At 74.0% G+C, this 16,261-nt stretch carries 15 protein-coding genes; 4 read left to right on the plus strand and 11 right to left on the minus strand.

Going from position 1 to position 16,261, the window contains the following annotated elements; translation table 11 throughout:
• Positions 1-2 precede the first annotated feature (2 nt).
• The 4 genes from DER29_RS06425 to DER29_RS06440 all read right to left on the minus strand — a co-directional run bounded on the left by DER29_RS06425 (position 3) and on the right by DER29_RS06440 (position 3,409).
• Complete coding sequence (locus DER29_RS06425) at positions 3-1,187, minus strand: spermidine/putrescine ABC transporter substrate-binding protein (RefSeq protein WP_121396489.1); 1,185 nt, start codon at positions 1,185-1,187, stop codon at positions 3-5.
• 339 nt (positions 1,188-1,526) lie between these two features.
• Positions 1,527-1,727: a DUF397 domain-containing protein gene (locus DER29_RS06430; RefSeq protein WP_121396490.1), complete on the minus strand. Its 201-nt coding sequence runs from the start codon at positions 1,725-1,727 to the stop codon at positions 1,527-1,529.
• Entirely contained in the window at positions 1,718-2,485 is a 768-nt protein-coding gene (locus DER29_RS06435) for a helix-turn-helix transcriptional regulator (protein WP_121399051.1), read from the minus strand. The genes DER29_RS06430 and DER29_RS06435 overlap by 10 nt, the downstream gene beginning before the upstream one ends.
• Positions 2,486-3,040: 555 nt before the next feature.
• Complete coding sequence (locus tag DER29_RS06440; protein WP_121396491.1) at positions 3,041-3,409, minus strand: DUF3499 domain-containing protein; 369 nt, start codon at positions 3,407-3,409, stop codon at positions 3,041-3,043.
• 198 nt (positions 3,410-3,607) lie between these two features.
• Between DER29_RS06440 and DER29_RS06445 the strand changes: the two genes are divergently transcribed.
• Complete coding sequence (locus DER29_RS06445; protein ID WP_121396492.1) at positions 3,608-4,057, plus strand: metallopeptidase family protein; 450 nt, start codon at positions 3,608-3,610, stop codon at positions 4,055-4,057.
• Positions 4,058-4,092: 35 nt separating this feature from the next.
• On the opposite strand, the gene DER29_RS06450 is transcribed toward DER29_RS06445, so the two are convergent.
• The 3 genes from DER29_RS06450 to DER29_RS06460 form a co-directional block, all read right to left on the minus strand.
• The gene (locus tag DER29_RS06450) at positions 4,093-4,350 is read right to left on the minus strand and encodes a WhiB family transcriptional regulator (RefSeq protein ID WP_088980572.1); all 258 of its coding nucleotides are present in this window, start codon (positions 4,348-4,350) and stop codon (positions 4,093-4,095) included.
• Positions 4,351-5,006: 656 nt separating this feature from the next.
• A complete protein-coding gene (locus tag DER29_RS06455; protein WP_121396493.1) occupies positions 5,007-7,514 on the minus strand; it encodes a bifunctional FO biosynthesis protein CofGH in 2,508 nt (835 codons plus the stop codon).
• Positions 7,515-7,744: 230 nt separating this feature from the next.
• Entirely contained in the window at positions 7,745-8,689 is a 945-nt protein-coding gene (locus tag DER29_RS06460) for a hypothetical protein (RefSeq protein WP_121396494.1), read from the minus strand.
• A 99-nt stretch (positions 8,690-8,788) separates the two neighbouring features.
• On the opposite strand from DER29_RS06460, the gene cofD reads away from it, so the two are divergent.
• On the plus strand, positions 8,789-9,736 hold the full coding sequence (cofD, locus tag DER29_RS06465) for a 2-phospho-L-lactate transferase (RefSeq protein WP_121396495.1): 948 nt from the start codon (positions 8,789-8,791) through the stop codon (positions 9,734-9,736).
• On the plus strand, positions 9,733-10,821 hold the full coding sequence (locus DER29_RS06470; RefSeq protein WP_121396496.1) for a coenzyme F420-0:L-glutamate ligase: 1,089 nt from the start codon (positions 9,733-9,735) through the stop codon (positions 10,819-10,821). The genes cofD and DER29_RS06470 overlap by 4 nt, the downstream gene beginning before the upstream one ends.
• Before the next feature lie 114 nt (positions 10,822-10,935).
• Here the strand turns inward: DER29_RS06470 and DER29_RS06475 are convergent, their stop codons facing one another.
• Together DER29_RS06475 and DER29_RS06480 are read right to left on the minus strand one after the other, a co-directional pair.
• Positions 10,936-11,940 carry a helix-turn-helix transcriptional regulator gene (locus DER29_RS06475; RefSeq protein ID WP_121396497.1) on the minus strand — a complete coding sequence of 335 codons (1,005 nt, stop codon included), beginning with the start codon at positions 11,938-11,940 and terminating at the stop codon, positions 10,936-10,938.
• Positions 11,941-12,221: 281 nt separating this feature from the next.
• A complete protein-coding gene (locus tag DER29_RS06480) occupies positions 12,222-13,256 on the minus strand; it encodes a hypothetical protein (RefSeq protein WP_121396498.1) in 1,035 nt (344 codons plus the stop codon).
• A 39-nt stretch (positions 13,257-13,295) separates the two neighbouring features.
• On the opposite strand from DER29_RS06480, the gene DER29_RS06485 reads away from it, so the two are divergent.
• The gene (locus DER29_RS06485; protein ID WP_121396499.1) at positions 13,296-13,910 is read left to right on the plus strand and encodes an NUDIX hydrolase; all 615 of its coding nucleotides are present in this window, start codon (positions 13,296-13,298) and stop codon (positions 13,908-13,910) included.
• Here DER29_RS06485 and DER29_RS06490 read toward each other — a convergent pair.
• Both DER29_RS06490 and DER29_RS06495 read right to left on the minus strand, forming a co-directional pair.
• A complete protein-coding gene (locus tag DER29_RS06490) occupies positions 13,879-14,970 on the minus strand; it encodes a mannose-1-phosphate guanylyltransferase (protein WP_121399052.1) in 1,092 nt (363 codons plus the stop codon). The two genes, DER29_RS06485 and DER29_RS06490, sit on opposite strands and share 32 nt — an antisense overlap.
• Positions 14,971-15,031: 61 nt before the next feature.
• Positions 15,032-16,177: a glycosyltransferase family 1 protein gene (locus DER29_RS06495; protein ID WP_121396500.1), complete on the minus strand. Its 1,146-nt coding sequence runs from the start codon at positions 16,175-16,177 to the stop codon at positions 15,032-15,034.
• Between the last annotated feature and the right edge of the window lie 84 nt (positions 16,178-16,261).

The following is a 16,261-nucleotide window of genomic DNA, read 5'->3' on the forward strand; positions in this document are numbered from 1 at the left end:
GCTCATGCTCCGATGACCTGCTGGAACTTGCTCTCGTACTCGCGTTCCTGCTTCTCGTCCAGCGCCATGAAGACCTTCGACCTGGCGAGCATGGCGTCGTCGGGGAAGATCAGCGGATTGGCGGCCAGCGCCGGGTCGATCTTCTCCATCTCGGCCTGGGCGCCCCGGACGGGGCAGATGTAGTTGACGAACGCGGCGAGCCGGGCGGCGACCGCCGGCTGGTAGTAGTGGTCGATGAGCCGCTCGGCGTTGCCCTTGTGGGTGGCCTTGTTCGGCACCACCACGTTGTCCGACCAGATCATCACCCCGGACTCGGGCACCACGAACCTGATCCTGTCGTCGTCGAAGCCGAGCTGGATGGCGTCGCCGGACCAGCAGATGCAGGCGGCGATGTCGCCCTTGGCGAGGTCCGGCGCGTAGTCGTTGCCGGTGAACCTGCGGATCTGGCCGGAGTCGACGGCCCTCTTCAGCTTGGCGAGCGCGTCGTCGAACTGGGCGCCGGTGAAGTTCGCCGGGTCGTGGCCGTTCGACTGGAGCAGCAGACCCATGGTGTCCCGCATCTCGGCCAGCGCGGTCACCTTGCCCTTGAGGTCGGGGCGGGTGAGCAGCTCGTCGACCGTCCGGATCTCCCTGGTCACCCTGCCGTTGTAGGCGAGGCCGGCCAGGCCGGACTGCCACGGGATGGCGAGCTGGTCCTCAGCGTCGAAGGACCGGCCGCGCAGCGAGGGCAGCAGGTTGGCCTCGACGTTGGGCAGCTTCGACTTGTCCAGCTTCTGGATCCAGCCGAGCCGGATCATCCGGGCCGCCATCCAGTCGGTGAGGACCATGATGTCCCGCCCGGTCGGCTGGCACCCCGCGAGCTGGTTCTGCACCTTGCCGAAGAACTCGTTGTTGTCGTTGACGTCCTCGGTGTAGGCGACCTGGATGCCGCTCTCGGCGACGAAGGCGTCGAGGGTCGGTCGCTTGGCGGAGTCGGCGTCGTCCACGTCCATGTACTGCGGCCAGTTGGAGAACGTCAGCGTCTTCTCGGTGCCGGACAGGTCCTCGCTGACGCAGCCGGCCTCCGTCTGGGCGGCGCCCGTGGTGCCGCAGCCGGCCAGCGAGCCGCCCGCCGCCAGCACTGCCGCCGAGCCGAAGGCGCCGGTCAGCAGCCCACGCCGGGTGAGGGGCCGGAGGGGAGTTCGCATGTGACGACTCCTCGAGGTCATCGTCGGCGGCCAGGCGGGAGTGGCGCGCCGACGGGACGTCAGGTGCGGTGAACGACAGATCTTGGCATGGGCCGATGGCGTCGACGGACGGCGGGTCGGCGTGCGCGAAGGGCGAAGGCGCGACCACATTCCGCTCGCCGCCGGGAGTGGTGCGGATCGTCGCGGGAGTGATGCTGATCGTCGCGGGAGCGATGCGGATCGTCGCGGCGACCGGCCGGTCTCGCCACCGCGGCGTCCGTCCGCCTCACGCGACGTGGGCAGGCGTACGCCTGAGGCGCCGGTGCCGACCCCGTGGGCCGCGCCGACCGCCCCGCCCGATCAGCCGGCGCGCCCGTGACTGCCGGCCGACGCGACGAACGCCCGCCAGGCGTCCGGCGCGAAGGTGAGCATGCCCCCCGCGCGGTCCTTGCTGTCGCGCACGAGCACCCGACCGGGCAGGTTGTCGGCCACCTCGACGCAGTCGCCGCCGTTGTTGCTGCTGCGGGTCGCGGTGCGCCAGCGGGCGTCGGTCATGTCCATGTCGTCGCCACTTCCCCGATCAGCTCGATCGACTGGCGTCGCGGCAGCGCCTCGCCGGCGACGCTCTCCCATCTCGCGCCCAGGCTAGCAATGTCGGCACTCTCGGTCACGACCTGACCGCGCAGCTGGTTGTCCAGATAGGCCGTCTCGGCGCCGTCGGGCAGCCGGATCAGCACGAACGGCCCGGCGAGGCCGGTGTGCCACGGCGCCTCGGCGGGAATCACCCGGACCTGCACGTGCTCCTGCGCGGCGACCGCCAGCAGGTGGGCCAACTGCCCGGCCATCACCGCCTCGTCCCCCACCCGCCGGCGCAGCACCACCTCGTCGATCACGGCGACAAGCTGGGGCGGGGCGTCCCGGGCCAGGATCGCCTGCCGGGCCAGCCGGCCGCCCACGATCTCGTCCACCTCGGCCACCGGCAGCAGGCCGCCGGTCGCCAGCACCGCGCGGGCGTACCCCTCAGTCTGGAGCAGGCCCGGCACGAGCAGCGGCTGGTACGACCTGATCGTGACGGCGTCCTGCTCCAGCTCGGCCCACGGCCGGAACCACGGCAGGTCGCGGCGGCGGAACGGCTCGGGCCACAGCTCGGCGGCGTCGCGCCCGAGGACCTCGGCGACGGCGAGCCGGGTCCTGGGGTGCGGGATCCGGCCCGCCGCGAGCCACCGTCCCGCCGTCTTCGGGTCGACACCCACCTTCTCCGCCAGCGACTCGGCGGTCTCCCCCTTCTCGGCCATCGCCACCCGCAGTGCCTCGTTCACCATCCGACCTCCCGCGCCCGCGATCACACTGGGGCGCACGGTAGCCACGCTGAGTGCCCTTGTCGTCACGCTGCCGGCGTGTCGCGGTGGGATCTGTTTCGCGCGCCCGAGGTGGCCGACGACCGCCCGGAAAAGGCCCTGGACATGCCTCCGCCGCAGCGTCGGGCCCGGCACCGGAACGAGCGGGTCGCACCTCCGAAGGGCCGCGCGCCGGCCGTGCCCGACCCACCTCGCCCGCGCTGTCGAACTGATGTCGCAGACGACTCGGTCCCCGGCACAGCCCGACACCGCCTCGATCACCAACCCCACCGTGCGACGGTGCCGTGATGTCGTAGGCGATTCAGCTCGACAGTGCCCGGCGTGACCATCGGGCCCGCACCTCGGCCCGGCAAGCTGCCGAGTCCGTGCGGACTTCTGCGAGATCGGGCCGGTCCAGGACAGGAGGACCCGGGCGGCCTCCGGCGAGGCCGAGGCTGGTCAAGGCCGAGCGGCTGCCGCGCCGACTTCTCTCCCCGGCGCCGTGACTCCCGCCGCGACCTCCGCCGGAGCGGCGGGTCAGTGGTTCGGGGGGATGACGCGCAGGTGGCCCCGGCGGCCCGTCTGGGGAGTCGAGTTGGTGGTGTGGTCGTCCTCGGGCGGGCGCGGGGCCACCGGGCGGGCGGCCTCGCGGACGGCCTCGGCCAGGGCGACCAGATCGTCGGTGGTGGGCGGCGGGGGCTCGAACTCGCCCTCGTGCCGGACGACGTCCCAACCACGCGGTGCCGTCAGGCTCCGGGCGTGCGGTTCACAGAGGTCGTACGTGTGCGGCTCGGCGAATGCCGCCAGGGGGCCGACCACCGCTGTCGACTCGTTGTAGACATAGGTCAGCGTGGCGACCGCTTGCCGGGGGCAGCCGTTACGGGAGCAGCGCCGTGGTGACCTCACGGCGGCAGGGTATCTCCATTACCGGGTCCGGCGCACTGCTTCGCGTTGCGACACGCCCGTCACAGTGATCACAATTCGGCCGGTTGCTCACCGGCCGGCTGCCCTGGCGGGCGAGCACCTCGCGCAGATGCCGACCGCGCCGCGCCGCGTCAATGGCGCTGCCGCAGGCCAGGTCGGTGCGGGCGCTAATCTTTCCTCATGACGAGCCCGGAACACCGCCGCCCCGGCCCCGGCCGGCGCGCCCACCGCGACCGGCACGGGCGCGGCCTGCGCGGGCGGCTGGTGCCGGCGACGGTGCCGTTGGCGCGCACGAAGGCGGAGATCTTCGACGACCTGGTGCTGGACACGGTCGAGACCCTCGAACGGCGGTTCGCCAAGGAGCTGGCCGGGGTCGAGTTCGCGGTGGAGGACGTTCCGCCGGACCTCAACGTCTACGACTCCGACGTGCTGGAGGACGGCGAGGTGCCGCTCGCCCGGCTGCTGCCGGGTCGCCCCGGCCGGCAGGAGGTGGCCCCGCGGATCGTGCTCTACCGCCGGCCGTTGGAGTTCCGTGCGATGGACCGCGAGGACCTCGCGGATCTCGTGCACGACGTGATCATCGAACAGGTGGCCAATCTGCTCGGGGTGGACCCCGACGAGTTGGCCTGAGCCGGGCGGCCCCCACCGCCCCGGCCCGGCAACGCTCAGGCGACCCGCCGCTTGAGCTTGCGCCGCTCCCGCTCCGAGAGCCCACCCCAGATCCCGAATCGCTCGTCGTGGCCGAGAGCGTATTCGAGGCATTCCGTCTTCACCTCGCAGCGCGAGCAGATCCGCTTCGCCTCGCGGGTCGAGCCGCCCTTCTCGGGAAAGAACGCCTCCGGATCGGTCTGGGAGCAAAGCGCCCGCTCCTGCCACTCCGGCGCGTTTCCGAGCAGGTCGGCCACCTCAAGCTGGCCGTCCATCAGATGCCTCCTTGTCGCGCACCGGCGTCATCGCCGCTGCAACCCCCCACACGGAAGGCGTGCTTGTCCGTACGGTCCCGATTTGTTGCGTTCCGCGCGAACAACCCCATTCAAATTACACGCGTGTAATGCGTGCGCCGTCAAGCCGAACTTGATAATGGAGTCGCCCTCCCGACAACACTCCGGACGGCCACCCGACCACCCGGCCTCGCAACCTGCCCTATCGATTCAGACCCCGGCCGAGTAACGCCCTCTCCGGCGAGTTGCCCGAGTTTTCTCCCGTGGCGCCTCCCCGCCGACCCGACGGGGAAGGCCGATGAGGACCCTCGGAAGTCACCCACCACGATCCGTTGATCTTGGTGGGGCACAGGTTAACCCGAGTTGGCGCGGACCGCCCGTCGAGCCGGAAGCGCCGGCCGCGCTCCGCCCACGATGTGGACGGAGCGCGGCGGTGCGACCGCGTCCCCCGGATCGTGACGGGCCGCCGACACGCTGCTGAGCCGGACGAATCCGGTCGTCCCTCCACTTGCGACAGAAATCCTGAGGACCGGCCGCTGCTCGTCCCACCAGGCGGTACGGACGCGGCCGACGCGCCCGGCCCGGCCGGCGGCGTGCAGCACGGCGTCTGTTGTGGACGGTCAGGTCACCCGTCGATGCTAGGGACGAGGGCTGCCGTACGCGGTCGTGCGTTTGCGGGCCGGTCGTCCGGCGGCCGTCGCGATCGCGATCAACTGCTCCTCCGTGCGCGCCGAGCCGTTGCCGGAACCGGCCATCCGGGAGATCGTCTCCTCCATCAGCGTGCCGCCCAGGTCGTTGCAGCCGCCCCGGAGCATCGCCGCCGTGCCCTCGTCACCGAGCTTCACCCACGAGCACTGGATGTTGTCGATCCGGCCGTGCAGCAGCAGCCGGGCCATCGCGTGCACCACCCGGTTCTCCCGCCACGTCGGCCCGGGGCGGGCGATGCCGGCCAGGTAGATCGGCGCGTTCGTGTGCACGAACGGCAGCGCCACGAACTCGGTGAACCCGCCCGTACGGTCCTGCAACCCGGCCAGCACCCGGAAGTGCGCGAGCCACTGCGCCGGGTGGTCCACGTGGCCGTACATCATGGTGGAGCTGGACCGGATGCCCAGCTCGTGGGCCGTGCCGACCACGTCGACCCAGGCGGCGGCCGGCAGTTTGCCCTTGGTGAGCACCCAGCGCACGTCGTCGTCGAGGATCTCCGCGGCGGTGCCCGGGATGGTGTCCAGCCCGGCCTCGCGGAGCCCGGTCAGCCACTCCCGCACCGACACGCCCGCCTTGGCGGCGGCGGTGACGATCTCCATCGGCGAGAACGCGTGCACGTGCATCCCCGGCACCCGCGCCTTGATCGCCCGCACCAGGTCGGCGTAGACGGTCACCGGCAGCTTCGGGTCGATCCCGCCCTGGAGGCAGACCTCGCTGGCGCCGGCCGCCCACGCCTCCTCGGCCCGGTCGGCGACCTGGTCCACCGAGAGCCGGTACGCGTCGGCGTCGCGCTCCCGCTGCGCGAAGGCGCAGAACCGGCAGCCGACGTAGCAGACGTTACTGAAGTTGATGTTGCGGTTGACCACGTACGTCACGTCGTCGCCGACCGCCGCCCGGCGGACGTCGTCGGCCAGCCGGCACAGCTCGTCCAGCGCCGGCCCGTCGGCGGCGAACAGCGCCAGCGCCGCGTCGGCGTGCCGCGGCTCCAGCAGCGCGGCCGGGTCGTCGGCCGCCAGCCCCAGCCCCGCCCGCAGGTCGCGGTCGGTCCCCGCCCCGCCCCCGGCGGTGACCTTGCCGGCCACCTCCGACCAGTCGCCGTAGACGTGGTCGAAGTCGCCGCGCCGGTCGCCGGTCCGCCCGGTGGTGTCGATGGTGGCGTGCAGGTCGGTCCGGCCGCCGTACGTCTCGTCGGGCTCCTGCCAGGGGCGGCCCACCGGTCGGGCCTCCTCGACGGCCAGCCCCGTCGCCGGGTCGGCCAGCGCGCCGACGTGCGGCAGCAGGCGCGGGTCGAGCCACGGGTCGCCGGCCCGCACGTACTCGGGGTAGATCGTCAGCCGCTCGCGCAGGGTGAAGCCGGCCTTCTCCGTGTGCCGGGCCAGCTCGTCGATCTGCGGCCAGGGGCGCTCCGGGTTGACGTGGTCCGGGGTCAGCGGGGAGACCCCGCCCCAGTCGTCGATGCCGGCGCGCAGCAGCAGGGCGTACTCGCCCGCGATGAGGTTCGGCGGGGCCTGGATCCGGGCCTTCGGCCCGAGCAGCACCCGGGCCACCGCCACCGTGGCGGCCAGGTCGTGCAGCTCCGCGTCCGGCATGCCACGCATCGCCGTGTCCGGCTTCGCGCGGAAGTTCTGCACGATCACCTCCTGGAGGTGGCCGTACTCGCGGTGCGCCCGGCGGATCGCGAAGATCGCGTCGACCCGCTCGGCAGGGGTCTCGCCGATGCCGATCAGGATGCCGGTGGTGAACGGCACGCCGACCCGGCCCGCGTCGTCGAGCACCCGCAGCCGGACCGCCGGCTCCTTGTCCGGCGAGCCGAAGTGCGGGCCGCCCGGCTCCGACCACAGCCGCGTCGCCGTGGTCTCCAGCATCATCCCCATGCTGGGCGCGACGGGCTTGAGCCGCTGCAACTCCGACCAGGAGAGCACGCCCGGGTTGAGGTGCGGCAGCAGCCCGGTCTCCTCCAGCACCGCCACCGCGCAGGCGCGCAGGTAGTCGAGCGTGGAGTCGTAGCCGCGCTCGTCCAGCCACTGCCGGGCCGCCGGCCAGCGTTCCTCCGGCCGGTCACCGAGCGTGAACAGGGCCTCCTTGCAGCCCTGGGCCGCGCCCGCCCGGGCGATGGCGAGGACCTCGTCCCGGTCGAGGAAGGCCGCCGGCAGCCGGTGCGGCACGGTCGCGAAGGTGCAGTAGTGGCACCGGTCGCGGCACAGCCGGGTGAGGGGGATGAAGACCTTCTTCGAGTACGTGACCACGCCCGGCCGCCCGGCCTCGCGCAGGCCGGCGTCGCGGACGGCGCCCGCCACGTCGAGCAGCTCGTCCAGCGCCCCGCCCCGGGCGGCCAGCAGCGCGGCGGCCTCGTCGACGTCGAGCGCCCGCCCGCTCGCGGCCCGGTGCAGTGCCCGCCGCACGCTCGCGTCGGTCGGGCCGGGCACGGTGCGATCAACCATCCGCCCAGCCTAAGCGCTCATCCGCCCCGTCCCGCGAACCTGACCGGCGTGAAGAAGCGCACCCCGCCGGTCGTCGCGGTGATCAAGAGGTTTTCGTCCTGCGGAGCACCTTCTGTGCCCCAGGACCTCTTGATCCCCCGCGACGACGGGCGCGACGAGGGGACGGGGGTGGGACGGGGAGCGCCCCGCACGGGTGCCGTGCGGGGCGCTCGGGTGGGGCAGGGTCGCGATCAGCGCGGGGCGTCGGGGCTGTCGCCGGGGTTGATGTGCTGGGTGCGGTCGGTCTCGTCGGCGGCGGGACGCGGAATCGCCTGGGTGGGCTCCGCCGGCTCGGCGGACTGGCGCGGGATCGCCTGGGTGGGGTCGGCCGAGGGCGGCTGACCGAACGGCGGGGCGCCCTGCGGCTGGCCGAACGGGGGCGCGGAGTGCGGGGCGGGAGCCGCCGGGGGCGCCGACTGCGGCGCCGGGGCGAACGGCGAGCCCGGCTGCGGGCCGCCGGCGTACGGCGCGGGCTGCTGACCGTACGGGGCGCCGTAGGGGCCCGGCGCCTGCCAGCCGCCCTGCTGGCCGGGACCCTGCTGACCCGGAACCTGCTGGCCGGGGACCTGCTGGCCCGGGACGGGGTAGCCGCCCTGCTGCTGGGGCCAGCCGGGCTGCGGCTGACCGTACACGCCGGGCTGCGGCTTCGGCTTCGGCACGTGGTAGAGGGTGCGCCAGACCTTGAACACGACGTACGCGGCGACGGCGAACAGCGCCAGCCACGCCACGCGGCTCAGCAGGCCCAGGAAGGCGTCGAGGATCTCGCCCTCGGCCAGCCGGTTGACCGTCCAGAAGAGGAAGGTCAGCCCGCCGAAGAGCGCGCTGACGGCGTACTCACCCAGGGCGACCTGGGTGATCAGCTTCGCCTTCGGCACCGGGGGCTTCACGTGCGTGGCGAGCAGCACGGCCAGCAGCGGCAGGAACACCGACTCCACGCCGACGAAGGCGAAGAAGGCGCTGCCCGCCCGACCGCCGAACGTGGTGTAGTCGGTCGGCGTCACCAGCCGGATCAGGCCGACGAAGAGGAACACGGCGTTCGCGCCGAGGAGCACGAACGCGGCGAGTTCACGCAGCGGCTTGGTCAGTTGGCTGGCCTGCGTCGCGTCGGTGGACGCGGGCTCGGCGGGGCTGGTCACGGGATCCCCCTCGGGGCGAATGCGGACAGTTGCCGACGTGAGCCTAGTCTCCCGGCCCACGGGCGGACCGGAGGCGGCCCGTACGCGAGGATGGGCGGCATGCGCATCGTGGTTCTGACGGGTGGCATCGGGGGCGCTCGTTTCCTGGTCGGCGTACGGGCGTACGCCCGCGAGGTCGGCGCCGAGGTGACCGCCGTGGTCAACGTCGGTGACGATCTACTCCTGCACGGGCTCAAGGTCTGCCCCGACCTGGACAGCGTGATGTACACGCTGGGTGGCGGCGCCGACCCCGAGCGGGGCTGGGGGCGCGTCGGCGAGAGCTGGACGGTCAAGCAGGAACTGGCCGCGTACGGCGCCGAGCCGACCTGGTTCGGGCTCGGCGACAAGGACATCGCCACCCACCTGGTGCGGACCACGATGGTCAACGCCGGCTATCCGCTGCACGCGGTCACCGAGGCGCTCGCCGCCCGCTGGCAGCCCGGCGTACGCGTGCTGCCGGCGACCGACGACCGGCTGGAGACGCACGTGGTGGTGGAGCTCGACGGCGGCCAGCGGGCGATCCACTTCCAGGAGTGGTGGGTGCGCCACCGCGGCGACGTCCCCACCCACCGGTTCGTCTTCGTCGGCGCGGAGGCCGCCAGGCCGGCGCCCGGCGTGGTGGAGGCGATCGCCGGGGCCGACGTGGTGCTGATCGCGCCGAGCAACCCGGTGGTGAGCGTCGCCCCGGTCCTGGCCGTGCCCGGGCTGCGCGAGGCGGTCGCCGACGGTCCCGCACCGGTGGTCGGCGTGTCGCCGATCATCGGCGGCGCGCCGGTGCGCGGCATGGCCGACCGCTGCCTGGCGGTGCTGGGGGTGGAGTGCAGCGCGGCCGGCGTGGGCCGGCTCTACGGCGGCCGGTCGGCCGGCGGGCTGCTCGACGGCTGGCTGGTCGCCGAGGAGGACGCCGGCACGGTGGTGCCGGAGGTGACGGTCCGCGCGGCACCGCTGCGGATGACCGACGAGGCGGCGACGGCGGCCATGGTCCGCGCCGCGCTGGAGCTGACGTGAGGCTTGAGATCCTGCCGGTGCCGGGCATCGGCCACGTGTCCGAGGGCGACGACCTGGCGGCCCTGATCGCCACCGCCGCGCCCTGGCTGCGCGACGGCGACGTGCTGGTGGTCACCAGCAAGATCGTCTCGAAGGCGGAGGGGCGCCTCGTCGACGTCCCGGCGGACGGGCCCGAGCGGCTCGCCGCGCGGGACGAGGTGCTGGACGCCGAGACGGCGCGGGTGGTGGCCACCCGGGGCGCGACCCGGATCGTGCAGACCCACCACGGCTTCGTGATGGCGTCGGCCGGCATCGACGCCTCGAACGTCGACAAGACCCGGCTGGTGCTGCTCCCCGAGGACCCGGACGCCTCGGCCCGGGCGCTGCGGGCCGCACTGCGCGAACGCCACGGCGTGGACGTCGCGGTGATCGTCAGCGACACGATGGGCCGGCCCTGGCGCAACGGGCTCACCGACGTGGCGCTCGGCGTCGCCGGGATGGACGCGATCCGCGACCACCGGGGAGAGGTCGACCCGTACGGCAACGAGCTCCAGCTCACCCAGATGGCGGTGGTGGACGAGCTGGCCGGCGCGGGCGAGCTGATCAAGGGCAAGTGCGACCAGATGCCGGTCGCGGTGGTGCGCGGCTACCCCACCACGCTCCGGCCGGACGACGGCGACGGCGCGTCGGCGCTGATCCGGGACGCGTCGATGGACCTCTTCTCGCTGGGCACCGCCGAGGCGAAGGCCGCCGGGCTGGCCGCCGCCGCCACCCTGCCGGACGGCCCCAACCCGACCCCGCCCGACCCGGCGGCCGTACGCCGGGCGATCGGCACCGTCGCGGGCGTGGTCGCGCCCGGCACGGTCTTCAGCCTGGTCGCCGACGAGGAGGCCCGCGCCGGGCTGACCTCCCGGGTGCCCGGCTGGCCGGCGGAGGCGACGACGCTGGTGCTCGGTTCCGCGGCCACCCCGGCCGACCCGGCCGACCTGGTCCGCTTCGGCGCCGACCTGCAACGCCTCCGCACCGCCCTGGCGGCCGAGGGCGTCACCTCCCTGCTGCTCCCCCCGCCCCCGGGCACCACCGCCAGCGCCGCACTGGCCCTCTGACGCCACCCGGCAGGCAGCCGGTGCCGCCACCCGGGCTGTCGCGCCGCGCGGTCCCACCACCAGCCGTCGGCGCGCGACCCGGCTGTGACGCCACCCGGGCGGGCGCTGGCGCGCTCAGGAGTTGAGCATCGCCCGCCCCAACGGGGTCAGGGTGTGCAGGACGGTGTTGCGGTCGCGCTGGCTGACCAGGAGGCCGGCGTTGCGCAGCACGGTGGTGTGCTGGCTCGCGGCGGCGGCCGAGATGTTCAGCCGGCGGGCCACCTCGCCGGTGGTGCAGCCGTCGTCGCTGGCCGCCAGCACGGCCGCCCGGGTACGACCGAGCAGCGCGGCCAGGGCCTCCCGCCCGGGATCCGACGCGCCGGGGCCGCCGCCCTCGCCGGGGGCCGGCAGCAGGCCGCCGAGCCGGTCCACCGGGTAGACAAGGACCGGGGGCAGCGCCGGATCGAGCAGGGCGACCGGCGTGGCCGCGCAGAAGAACGACGGCACCAGCAGCAGCCCGCGCCCGCCCAGATGCAGCTCCCGGCTGTGTGGGTAGTCGCGGATCTCCAGCACCCCCGACTCCCAGCGCATGGCGGGCCGGAGGCTGGCCAGCAGCCCTTCCACCCCGCCGTCGAGCAGCGCCCGGGCCCGCCGGGTGCGGTCGGCCTCCACCGCCGCCTGGATCCGCGGCCAGTACGGGTCGATGGCCAGGCCGCGGTACCGCTCCATCGCGCCCGTCAGGCCGAGCAGCGTGTCCGGCTCCCCCCGGGCCAGCGCCCCGGCGCCGGCCGACGGGGCGCCACCGGCGGCGAGCAGCGCCAGGTCGCGTTGCAGCACCGCCACGGGGGTGCTGCGGACCGCCTCCATGCCGGCGTCGAACCCCGACACGCTGTCGTACGGGGTGAGAAAGTCTGGGAAGTAGCCGCGGGGCGGGTTGAGTGACAGCAGGAGCCGCAGCCCCGCCGAGCCGCTGTCCTCACGCAGCCCGCGGGTCACACTGTGTCGCCAGCCCGACAGCAGCGGTTCCCGGCCACGGCCGGGCAGCAGGTGCAGGCTGAGAACCAGCTCCCACACCGGATCCGCCGCCGGAGCCACCCGGGTCCGGAGGATGTCCTCGGCGGAAAAGTAGATCTTCAGCATGGACGGCTCCCGCGTCGCCCGGCAGAGGGGATGCCTGGCAACCGTTTGCACTGTACCTGGCCGGCAGTTATCTCCGTCTTTAAGCGTGGGCTGAAAGACCTCGACGCCTCCGGGGACCGTTCGGCATGCTCTCACTGCCCGCACACGGGGGCGGGCACGTCACCCGACGCGCCCGGAACCGGGCACCCGGGGGACGGGGAGAGACCGGCGACCGGGCGGCACCACGAGGGTCTGCGGCCATGTTCCGCGGAGGTGTCGTCCGGCCGCCGGTCCACCGCAGGTCAGTCGACCCAGAGCGCCACCCGATGGTCCTCGTCGGTGACGTAGAAGCTCTGCCCGCCCCACTCGGCCACTCCCTCCACGTGGTGGAACGGCGCCAGGTCGGCCACCAGCTCGCCGGGGACCAGGTGCCCGTCGCCGGGCGGGGGAAACCGGACGTGCCGGGAGGTGACGTCGCCGCCGGTGGGGTGGTCGTCGAGCAGCACCGAGCCCTTGCCCAGCGCGTCGATCGACCCGACGATCGCCGCGTAGCCGCCGTCGTCCGTGGGCGTGATCGCCCGGAAGCCGGCCAGCGCGCCGGGCGGCGTCACCCCGGTCAGGACGTACGCCCCCGCCGCCTGCGGCCAGCTCGGCGCGGGGTCGAACATGCCCGGCACACCGGTCAGCTCGACCAGGATCGGCTCACCGTCGGAGGTGACCGGGAACCGCAGTCCGAGCAGGACACCGCCGGCCGGCGTGAAGGCCGCCGCCTCGACGTTGAGCGGCAGGTCGTCGGGGACGAGCCGGCTGACCCAGCCCTTCGACCGGGCGGTGCCCCGGGCGACGGTCTCCCCGATGAACCGCGCCCGCACCCGCTCGCCCGGCGGCAGCGGGGTGAACGCCGCCTTCAGCAGGGCGTCGTTGACCGCCCGGTGCAGCCGGAACCGGTTGCGGACCACCTGCACCGGCAGGGGACCTGCCGCCGCGTCGTCCTCGCGGAACCGGGCCACGAAGGCGCGTCGCGGGCGCAGCGGCCCCGCCTTCGAGCCGAAGTGGGAGCCGAAGACGTACACCCAGCCGTCGTGGTGGGCGAGCGCCTCGCCGTCCTCCGTGCGGCCGTTCTCCGCCCCGGCGTCGGCGGCCACGTGGTGGGCGACCCAGCGGCCGTCGTCCAGCTCCAGCAGCAGGGCCAGGCAGTGCTCCACCGGCCCCTCGTCCAGCACCGTCCAGAAGCCGCGCCGGGCACCGTGCGCCCGCAGCAGCGGCACGGAGCGCACCGGCAGCAGGTCGCTTGCCTCGTTGCCGGCCACGACGAACTCCAACAGTCGCAGGGTCACCGGGTCAGGGTACGAAGCGTCGGCTCGTACAGTGTCGACATGGCCGACTCCCCCACCGCCGCCTCCCGGACGCCGTCGGACGTCGAGGTGTACGCGGCCCTGCACGCCGACGCCGTCGCGACGCTGAGCAGGTGGGAGCCGACCGGGCCGGCCGCCGCCGAGGCCCGCGAACGCACGGTGGCGCTGCTGGCCGCCGGGCCGGTGGCGATGAGCCGGGCGCACCGGCCCGGGCACGTCACTGCGAGCGCGCTGGTGCTCGACGCCACCGGGTCACGGGTGCTGCTCTGCCTGCACGGCAAGTTCCGGCGGTGGGTGCAGCTCGGCGGGCACTGCGAGCCCGCCGACCGGACCCTCGCCGCTGCCGCCCTGCGCGAGGCCGGCGAGGAGTCCGGCATCGCCGGCCTGCGGATCGACCCCGTCCCGATCGACGTCGACATCCACCCGGTGAGCTGCCAGGGCGGCTCGCTGCACCACGACGTACGCTTCGCCGTGCTCGCCCCGCCCGGCGCGGTGGAGCGGGTCAGCGAGGAGTCCGAGGCGCTGGGCTGGTTCCCGCCGGACCGGCTGCCGGAGCCGCTGGCCGGCGGGACGGCGCACCTGGTCGCCCCGGCCCTGGCGACGCTCAGACGAGCCCCTCTTCGCCCCGTTCCTTGAGCTCGTCGACGACCTTCTTGACGTCCTGCGCCCGGTCGCGGGGACAGACCAGCAGCGCGTCCGGGGTGTCGACGACGACCAGGTCGTGCACGCCGACGGCGGCCACCAGCCGCCCGGAGTAGGGCACCACCACCAGTCCGGAGCTGTCGCGCAGCAGCACCCCCGGCTTGGCGTCGGCGCCGAGCACCACGTTGCCGTCCGCGTCGGCGGGCAGCACCTCGCCCAGGGTGTGGAAGTCACCGACGTCGTTCCAGCCGAAGTCGCCGGGCACGGTCGCCACCCGGCCGGCCGTCGCCGCGCCCTCCATCACCGCGTAGTCGACGGAGATCTTCGGCAGCGTCGGCCAGACCGTGCCGAGCACGTCGTCCTGCTCCTCGGTGCCCCACGCCTCGGCGATCGCGGCGATCCCGGCGTGCAGGGCGGGCTGCTGGCGGGCCAACTCGGCGAGGAACACGTCGACCCGCCAGACGAACATGCTGGCGTTCCAGAGGTGCCGCCCGGAACGCAGGTACGCCTCGGCCACCTCGGCGCTCGGCTTCTCCTTGAACTCCGCCACCGGCCGCAGCGGGCCCCCGTCGACCGGGTCACCGGTCTGGAGGTAGCCGTAGCCGGTCTCGGCCCGGGTCGGGGTGATGCCGACTGTCATCAGCAGGCCCTGCTCGGCGCCGCGTACCGCCTCCCGGACGACCTCCCGCCAGCGCTCCGGGTCACCGATCAAATGGTCCGCGGCGAAAGAGCCCATCACCGCCTCCGGGTCGCGCCGCGCGATGACCGCGGCGGCCAGGGCGATCGCCGCGCACGAGTCCCGGGGCGACGGCTCGACCAGGATGTTCTCCTCCGGCAGCCCGGCGAGCTGACGCGCGACCGCCGCCACGTGCGCGGTCCCGGTGACCACCAGGGTGCGTTCGGCGGTGGTCAGCGGGCCCAGCCGGTCCACCGTCGCCTGGAGCAGCGAGGCGGCGGAGCCGGTCAGCGGGTGGAGGAACTTGGGGTGGCCGGCGCGGGACAGCGGCCACAACCTCGTGCCACTGCCACCCGCCGGAATGACGGCGTAGATCACCCGCACATCATGCCCGATTCGCCTGACCGGGGACGCATTCTCGCGCCGCCGGCCGCGGCGGTCAGGACCGGGCCCGGCTCCAGGCGGCGATGTGCACCTCGGCGCTGGACTCCCAGGTGAACTCCTTGGCCCGGTCGAAACCGGCCTTGGCCAGGGACAACCGCCGTTGCTCGTCGTCGAGCAGCGCGGCCAGGTCCGTGGCGATCTGGTCGGGCGCCTCGCTGGTGTACGCGACCGCGTCGCCGCCCACCTCCGGCAGCGACAGCCGGGGCGTGGTGAGCACCGGGGCGGCGCACGCCATCGCCTCCAGGATCGGCAGGCCGAAACCCTCCCCGTAGGACGGGTAGGCGGCCACCAGTGCCCCGCCGAGGAAGCCGGGCAGGTCCGCGTAGCGGAGGTAGCCGGGACGGAGCAGCCGCAGGTGCGACGGGACCTCCGCCACCGCGCGGTCGATGTCGTCGTCGTGCCCCTGGCCGCCGGCGATCACCAGGGCCGGCGGATCCACCCGGTCGGCCACCGCGCGGGCCCAGCCACGGATCAGGTTCGGCACGTTCTTGCGCGGCTCCTTGGCCCCGAGGAAGGCCACGTAGTTGGTGCCGCCGAGCCCCAGCCGGGCCCGGACCCGGGCCTTCTCCTCGTCGCTGGGCGCGTGGAAGGCCGCGTGGTCGACGCCGTGGTAGGCCACGTCGATCCGGGTGGGGTCGGCGTCGAGCAGCCGGATCAGCTCGTCGCGGGTGGCCTTGCTCGGCACGATCACCCGGTTGGCGCGGCGCAGCGACGTCTTGATCGCGCTGCGGAAGAAGGTGCGCCGCGACTTGTCGTAGTGCTCCGGCTCGGTGAAGAACGTCGCGTCGTGCACGGTCACCGTGACGGGGCAGCCGGCGCGCAGCGGGCAGGTGTAGAAGGGCGAGTGCAGCACCTGCGCGCCCACCTGCTGGGCGAGCAGCGGCAGGCCGGTCTGCTCCCAGGCGAGCCGGGCGGGGCGGTGCGCGACGGCCGCCGGGGCCGGGATGATCTCCGCACCGGGCAGCATCCGGCTGTAGCGCTCCAGGTCGGTGCGGAGGCAGACGACGGCCAGCTCCACCCCCAACCCGCACACCTTGCCGAGGGCGCCGAGCAGGCCGTCGACGTATCGACCGACACCACCACGGTCGACGGGGACACTCGTGGCGTCGATGAGCACGCGGGGCGGGCGACCGGCGGTCACGGGGCGACTCCTTGAACTGACGGGCCTGTGGGGAACAACACTCCGGCAAGCCTACGCCGGAGCCTGGCGCCGACGCTGACTGCG

The sequence above is a fragment of the Micromonospora sp. M71_S20 genome (assembly GCF_003664255.1).
Lineage (GTDB): Bacteria > Actinomycetota > Actinomycetes > Mycobacteriales > Micromonosporaceae > Micromonospora.